The sequence below is a fragment of the uncultured Traorella sp. genome (assembly GCF_944327115.1).
Taxonomy (GTDB): domain Bacteria; phylum Bacillota_I; class Bacilli_A; order Erysipelotrichales; family Erysipelotrichaceae; genus Traorella.
Genome location: NZ_CALVGS010000039.1, coordinates 48,310 through 55,226, shown reverse-complemented (window position 1 = coordinate 55,226; position 6,917 = coordinate 48,310). Strand labels below are relative to the sequence as shown.

The 6,917-nt window shown below is 38.8% G+C and carries 7 protein-coding genes; all 7 read right to left on the bottom strand.

Translation table 11 applies throughout. From position 1 onward, the window contains the following. Positions 1 to 69: 69 nt before the first annotated feature. Positions 70 to 213, bottom strand: coding sequence for a hypothetical protein (locus Q0K35_RS03345; protein WP_294561261.1), 144 nt, complete (start codon positions 211 to 213; stop codon positions 70 to 72). A gap of 137 nt (positions 214 to 350) precedes the next feature. Next, complete coding sequence (locus Q0K35_RS03340) at positions 351 to 1,187, bottom strand: carbohydrate ABC transporter permease (RefSeq protein ID WP_294561260.1); 837 nt, start codon at positions 1,185 to 1,187, stop codon at positions 351 to 353. 9 nt (positions 1,188 to 1,196) lie between these two features. Continuing rightward, positions 1,197 to 2,117, bottom strand: coding sequence for a sugar ABC transporter permease (locus Q0K35_RS03335; protein WP_294561259.1), 921 nt, complete (start codon positions 2,115 to 2,117; stop codon positions 1,197 to 1,199). Further along, entirely contained in the window at positions 2,114 to 3,172 is a 1,059-nt protein-coding gene (locus tag Q0K35_RS03330; protein ID WP_294561258.1) for an ABC transporter ATP-binding protein, read from the bottom strand. Before Q0K35_RS03330 ends, Q0K35_RS03335 begins: the two co-directional genes overlap by 4 nt. Before the next feature lie 10 nt (positions 3,173 to 3,182). Further along, on the bottom strand, positions 3,183 to 4,475 hold the full coding sequence (locus Q0K35_RS03325; RefSeq protein ID WP_294561257.1) for an alkaline phosphatase family protein: 1,293 nt from the start codon (positions 4,473 to 4,475) through the stop codon (positions 3,183 to 3,185). 97 nt (positions 4,476 to 4,572) lie between these two features. Then, entirely contained in the window at positions 4,573 to 5,835 is a 1,263-nt protein-coding gene (locus Q0K35_RS03320; protein ID WP_294561256.1) for an extracellular solute-binding protein, read from the bottom strand. 120 nt (positions 5,836 to 5,955) lie between these two features. Next, positions 5,956 to 6,849 (bottom strand): PfkB family carbohydrate kinase, encoded by an 894-nt coding sequence (locus Q0K35_RS03315; protein ID WP_294561255.1) that lies wholly within the window; start codon positions 6,847 to 6,849, stop codon positions 5,956 to 5,958. Positions 6,850 to 6,917: the final 68 nt, after the last annotated feature.

Sequence of the window (6,917 nt, the reverse complement as noted above, 5' to 3'; positions counted from 1 at the left end):
GACTCTTTATGAACGAACTCGCGTTCGTTTTCTTTCTTTTTTTATCCTTTTGAAATTGACGTTTCTTGTTCAGTTTTCAAAGACCGTGCGCCCTCTTGCGAGTGCTTGTATATAATACCACTTACTCTCTCTCCTGTCAACGCTTTTTTTTACTTTTTTTTCTCTTTTTCTCCCCTCCTCCCTCTCCCCTTTTTTGTTAGCCGTTTCATGCATGATCCTTCCTTTTTTTCCGGGATCAATTTATCAATGTATCTTCTTTTTTTTAAATCTTCGCCAATTGAAAAATGTTATATAAAAAAAGCGGACATGAAATTCATCATATCCGCCATTTCAATCTATAAGATAAATTGTTATCCTTTGATACCGCCACGGGCCACACCATTAACGATTTGTTTTCTTGCAAATATAAACAGAATGATCATTGGTATGACGATGATCGTTGAAGCGGCCATCATCAGCTCTGTTTTCGCACCACCTTCAGATACAAATGCATATAATCCGAAAGGCAAGGTTCTTAATTCCCTGTCAACAACCGCCAACATCGGCCATAAGAAACTATTCCACGAAGCAATTGCATTCAAAAGAATTATTGTTACCAATGATGGCTTTGCGATCGGAACCATTACTCGCCATAAATATTTCCAATTGCTGCAACCGTCGACCCTGGCAGCCTGATACAAGCTGTCAGGTATGCTGTCAAAGAACCCTTTCAATATATACATATAGAAAATGCTCGATGTGAATGGAATGATCAGTGCCAAAAGTGTATTATAAATTCCCCAGTCGATTATTGTACGATAGTTGGTAATAACGATCATTTCAAATGGAACCATCATAAGTCCTAAAAGAAGCCCAAAGATAATATGTCTTCCCGGGAAATTCAGCTTTGAAAAAGCAAAGGCTCCCAAAATCGTCGTAATCGTACATAAGGTAACGCTCGATACCATCGCAATAACGGAATTAATAAAATAAGTAGCAAAAGGAGCTTTCTCCAAAGCCTCTTTGAAATTATCAAAGCTGAATGAAGACGGTATCCATTGAGGAGGAAACATTTGAATTTCCAACGAGGTCTTAAAAGCACCTGTTATCATCCAATAAAACGGAAACACCATGATCAGTGCACCGATGATCAGAAAGAAATAAGTTAAAACTCTTCCAATTGTCAGATGTTTAAAAATATTTTTCATCTTATCCTCCTAGTTTTTTAACTTCTTTTCAATAATGCGTTGAAGCATCGTAAATACAAAGATGATACCAAACAAAATGACTGCCGCTGCTGTCGCATAGCCATAACGGCTAGGAATCTGTATTCTGAATTGATAATAAATATAATATACAGCTGTATATAAATTATTGGCAACACCCGGTCCGCTGAATAACGGGAATAATTCATTAAATACCTTGAAACAGCTAATCGTATTAACGATCATGACAAGGAATATCGTCGGCATCAATAATGGAACCGTAATTTTGAAAAAGATACGAATAGGACCGGCTCCGTCAACTTTTGCGGCAGTATAATACATCGGATCGATATTTTGCAATCCTGAAAGAAGCAAAATGATCGTAAACGGTAAGATAGCCCAAATACCATAGATACACAATGCCGGAAAATTACCCGTTGTTACCTGCAGCCAGTTTATGGCATCTATGCCAAAAAGCCCTAAGAAATAATTGAAAACACCTGATTTATAATTAAACATGAATCGCCATGCCAAACCAACGGCAATCGTTGATGTGACCATAGGCAAGAAATAGGCCGTTTGAAATAACCCGCTGAATTTGATCTTTTGATTCAATAAGGTTGCAATCAAAACCGCTAAGCAAGTAGAGATCGGAATTACGATAAATACATAAAAGAAGGTGTTTTTCAGTGCCTGATGGAAATATGGGTCTTGCAGCACATAGGTATAATTACCCAATCCCCAGCCACTGAATTCTTTGGTCATGTAATTAAAATTTTCCTTAAATGAGGTCAAAAATACATTGATGATCGGATAAAGCGTAAATATGATCACTCCCACAGCAAATGGAACAAGGTAAATCAGCCATTCTGATTTGTTCTTCAACTTTTCTAAAGAAAATCTGCTGACGCTTTTGGATGGCACTTGTTTCATACTAAACGTTCTCCCGTTTCTTTATCAAAAACAAAAACACCACGTTTCTTTAATCCGATTTTAACTTTTTCACCTTTGCCATATTCTTCATCAGCTTCGACATAGGCTCTCACTCTTTTGCTGCCCAGCTGCACATAAGCCAATACTTCCTTACCCATGACATAGACTTCATCGATCGTACCCTCAGCTAACGGAACACTGTCATTCACAATAATAGCTTCGGCACGCATGGAAAGGATCACTTCACGTCCTTCATCAAGATTTTTCGCAGCTTCTAAGGCTACTGTGCAATCTCCTTCAAGAACGATCGTGCCATTTTTTACAACACCATAAGTCTTATTGATCGGTGGTGTACCAAGAAAATCGGCAACGAAGCAGTTCGCCGGTTCATCATATAATTCCTGTGGACGGGCAATCTGCTGGAGGAAGCCATCCCGCATCAAAACGATGTGATCTGAAATGCTCATCGCCTCTTCCTGATCATGTGTAACAAAAATTGTTGTAATGCCTGTTTCCTGTTGGATACGACGGATTTCCTCACGCATCTCAATTCTTAAACGAGCATCAAGATTTGAAAGTGGTTCATCTAGCAACAAGATGCGCGGATGTTTAACTAAAGCTCTGGCAATAGCTACTCGCTGCTGCTGTCCTCCTGAAAGCTGACTTGGCTTTCGATCCAGCAAGGCTTCAACATGAACCAGCTTAGCCATTTCCTTGGCTCTGGCAATGCGCTCTTCTTTTTTAACTTTTTTAATTTCTAGCGGAAAACAGATATTTTCCAAAACAGTCATGTGCGGATATAAAGCATAGTTTTGAAATACTAAACCTACACCACGTTTTTCGGGGCTTAAATCGGTAACATCTTCATCATCGAAAAAGATCTTTCCCTTTGTTACCGGCAAAATACCTGAAATCATATTTAACATCGTACTTTTACCGCAACCGCTAGGGCCCAGCAGTGCAATCAATTCTCCGGATTCAATAACCGCCGAAAAATCATTTACAGCAGTTGTTGCACCAAAGCATTTTGTTAAGTTTTGTATTGTAACTTTCATCTTCTATCTCCTATTTTATTAGTTCTTGCCACTCTGCTCCCTCGGTGTCTTCCATTGTCAGTCCCAACATGGCAGCCATCGTGACAGCTTCATTCAACATCGTTCCTCTTTCGATCACGACCCCTTGCTGTACATTTTTTCCAAATGCCAGAAAAGCAGTCGTTTCATCTTTAAATGGCAGATATCCATGAGAAGCCAGTGAGTGATGCCATCCAGGCTTCAAATATTCTTCAAACAGATCTTTTCCTGAAAGCGTACTGTCAAAGGACATCGGCTCATCACCCTCGATTACAAAGTCAATCTTTTCAGAAGCTAAACCAAATTCCCTATCTGCTTCTTCTTTAGTAAATACATATCCTATGTTATATTGCGGATCCTTTTTAATTTCCATCAGAAAATCATATACCTTTTTACGAAGCTTTTCATCATTAGGATCCTTCAGCTGGATCCAGCCTGACATAGAAGCGGAATGACAATATGCCTGCCAGTCAATCAAACGATTCTGTTCATCTGTCTGGATAAATCCATTTTCCTTCAGCAATAAATTAAAATTGATATGACGCTTGATATTCTGTTGACCGTGGTCACCAAGAATTACAAAATTTGTGTTTTCATAATCACCAAAACGTCTGACAGCTTCTAAAATCTGTCCAAATTGACGATCATGTTTTCTAAGTTGTTTTTTTACTTCATCATTGTCGATACCTTCACAATGCTTGACCGTATCCAGATCACACATCTTAACGAGCATGACATCCGGCTGATGATAATCTTCTATGATATCAAGTGCAAGATGCATCGTAAACTCATCTAAATTTTTATCTTCTCCCTTTAGATAGTGCTCATATTTCCAATAATAGCGATCCAGCAATTCCTGGGTAGAATAATTTTCATAAAATTGATATGGATCATCGCCCTGATAATCAATCGGAACAATCATCGGCATATTGTAATCAATATCTGCTCCACCTGACACAGGCCATGTAAGCGAACATGTCGTAAGTCCGTTGGCCTTTGCGACATCCATCAGCGTCTTTCCCTTGATCTGTGAACGAAGTGAATACCAAGGAGCGTTTGGATTTTCAACATCGACAATTTCATTATGTATGATTCCATGATTTTTAGTTGTTTTTCCCGTCAATATGGAACAATGACACGGATAGGTCAAGGTCGGATAAACAGGCTCAACATGCTTGACCACACTTCCTTTTTCAAAAACCTCCTTAAAATGAGGCAGTGTCTTCATATATTCCAAATCCAGCGTACATAGCGCATCTAAACAAAAAACCAGTAATTTACGCATAACTTCCCTTCCTTTCAAAGCATAACGGAATCTATGATATCTATTCATTGAATAAAAGGTTGAAGGAAATCAATTTCCTTCAACCTTTTTAAAAGTTTTATTCAGCTTGCATTGCTGCATTTGTTCTGTCAGCAGCATTCTGTAAAGCCGTTGCGGCATCGAAGGATGGATCAGCCGGACCTTTAAATAACTCTTCTAACTGGTTACGCATTTCAGTAGAACCTGTAAATACAGGAGCAACGAATGAAACTGGTACTTGTTCACCAAGAGCTTTCAAAGCCTTATCAGAATTTACGAATTCCTGATAGCTTTCATCTTCCAGAACTTCTGTGTATGGTGAGTTAGCATTTACGACCTCTACCCATTCAGCATTACGGCTAATGAAATACTCGACAAAATCAGCAACAGCCTGATTCTGTGCTTCTGTACCATTGAATCCGATAGCAGCACGGTTCCAGATCAAACCAGCATTTTCGTATTCTTTATCAGACATCTTCGGAACTCTTACAACCTGCAAATCACCGTTGATATCTGAAAGATCAAGATAAGGCATACCAGCGGATGAACCGATATAAGAAGCAATCAGACCACTGTTCAGATCACCTGAGTTATATCCGTCAGCACCCTGAGCAGCTACTTGGAAATAACCTTCCTGAACGCCTTCTGCCCACCATTTAACCCATTCAAGAGTCTTATCATCATTGAAAACAACTTCATTCTTTTCAAGATCAACGATCTGTCCCTGATGTGACTGATAGATCAATAACTGGGCAAAATCAGTCAATGAGTCGATTGACAAACCTACAACACCTGTTTCTTCATAGATCTTCTTAGAAGTTTCTTTTACTTCATCCCAAGTGGTTGGAATATCAACACCCACTTCATCGTAAATAGCCTTGTTAACAAACAAAACAGGACCTGCAGTATAAATAGGAACAGCATGAATCTTTCCATCAGAGAAATTCGTAGCTTCGTCTACGATACCTGCAGATGTAATATCAGCATAATCAAAGTCCCAATAATCATCAAATGAAAGAAGTTTACCTGTACCATCAAAGTTTTTAGCAAATGTAGCAAAATTGAATACCAGATTAGGTCCTACTTCATTTGTTATGGCATCCGTAACTACGGATTCATACGTACTGGCATCATAACCGCCATGAACCTCAACCGTGATATTTTCGTGTTCGCTTTCAAAATCATCGGCGATCTTTTCCAGCAAATCCTCTTGATCTTCAGTAAAGGTATGCCAGATCGTAATCGTCGTGGCCTCATCTCCTGTCGTTGTGCCATTACCTGAACATGCAGCCAAACCGGCAGTCATCGCAAAGGCAACTAACAGCTTTGCAAGTTTTTTCATAAACTTTTCTTTTCCTCCTTGTTATACTTAATAACGTATTCATTCTATAATTTTAAGCCTTTAAATGTCAATAAAAATCTGATCTTTTATCGCAACTTATTACATAATTTTACTTATTTTTTATAAAGAAATTTCATTAAATTCTTCTTCACTCAGCTCACTGCCCTCAATTCCTACGACTTTTGACGAAATTTTATTAGCCATTTTTATGATGTCCTCGATACCCATTTTCATCTTTAATCCGGCAATGCAGGCACCGGCATGAGAATCCCCGGCACCAATCGTATCTGCGACCTTGTTTTTATAGCCGGCTATTAATTTTCCTATGTTGCCGTCAGTATAATAGGCACCTCTTTCACCACAGGTTACAATGACTAATTCTTTTGATTTATCATGAAGGCGCTGAGCCGCATGACTGATCGTTTCACATCCTGTATATGCTGTTATCTCATCTTCATTCAGATGTATGATCGGATGAAGCGCCAGCATCCTCTTCATTCTTTCTTCAGAAATATGCATGATTCTGGCACCCGGAGCAAAGAAAACAGGTACATGCATTTCTTCAAGATAATCCAAAATCTCATCACCATCTTTTTCTTCTAATTCCAGCCCGCTTACATAGATATAATCCAGATCATCTCGGCAGACATCCTTCAGCCATGATTTTTTAAATTGATATTCTGCACCATGCTGACATAAAAACGTCCTTTCACCACTGGCGTTTACCAGACATATGCAGCAGCCGTTATCTTCATCATCGATCTTTATCAGCGGCTGATAATTTCTATCTGTCAATAAATCATTTAAAATATCCGCAAATCTTCCCGTACCGATAGGTGAGGTACATACCGCAGGAAGATGGAAATGTCTGACGATACTGCTGGCATTATAACCGCAGCCCCCAATGGAAAATTTAATATTTGTCGTATTGATATCTTCTTTCAGCTTTGGTAAATGGTCAACATGAACGATCATGTCTAATACCACGGATCCTATAAATAATGTCTTATTCATCTTATTCCCCCTAAGTCACCTTATATATTTTACCACAACTGAACGAAAAAAAGTGAGATTTCTCTCAC

Coding starts and splice junctions, on each gene's coding strand:
- Q0K35_RS03325 (WP_294561257.1), bottom strand. CDS start 4,475: ATGCGTAAATTACTGGTTTTTTGTTTAGATGCGCTATGTACGCTGGAT.
- Q0K35_RS03330 (WP_294561258.1), bottom strand. CDS start 3,172: ATGAAAGTTACAATACAAAACTTAACAAAATGCTTTGGTGCAACAACT.
- Q0K35_RS03345 (WP_294561261.1), bottom strand. CDS start 213: ATGCATGAAACGGCTAACAAAAAAGGGGAGAGGGAGGAGGGGAGAAAA.
- Q0K35_RS03315 (WP_294561255.1), bottom strand. CDS start 6,849: ATGAATAAGACATTATTTATAGGATCCGTGGTATTAGACATGATCGTT.
- Q0K35_RS03340 (WP_294561260.1), bottom strand. CDS start 1,187: ATGAAAAATATTTTTAAACATCTGACAATTGGAAGAGTTTTAACTTAT.
- Q0K35_RS03335 (WP_294561259.1), bottom strand. CDS start 2,117: ATGAAACAAGTGCCATCCAAAAGCGTCAGCAGATTTTCTTTAGAAAAG.
- Q0K35_RS03320 (WP_294561256.1), bottom strand. CDS start 5,835: ATGAAAAAACTTGCAAAGCTGTTAGTTGCCTTTGCGATGACTGCCGGT.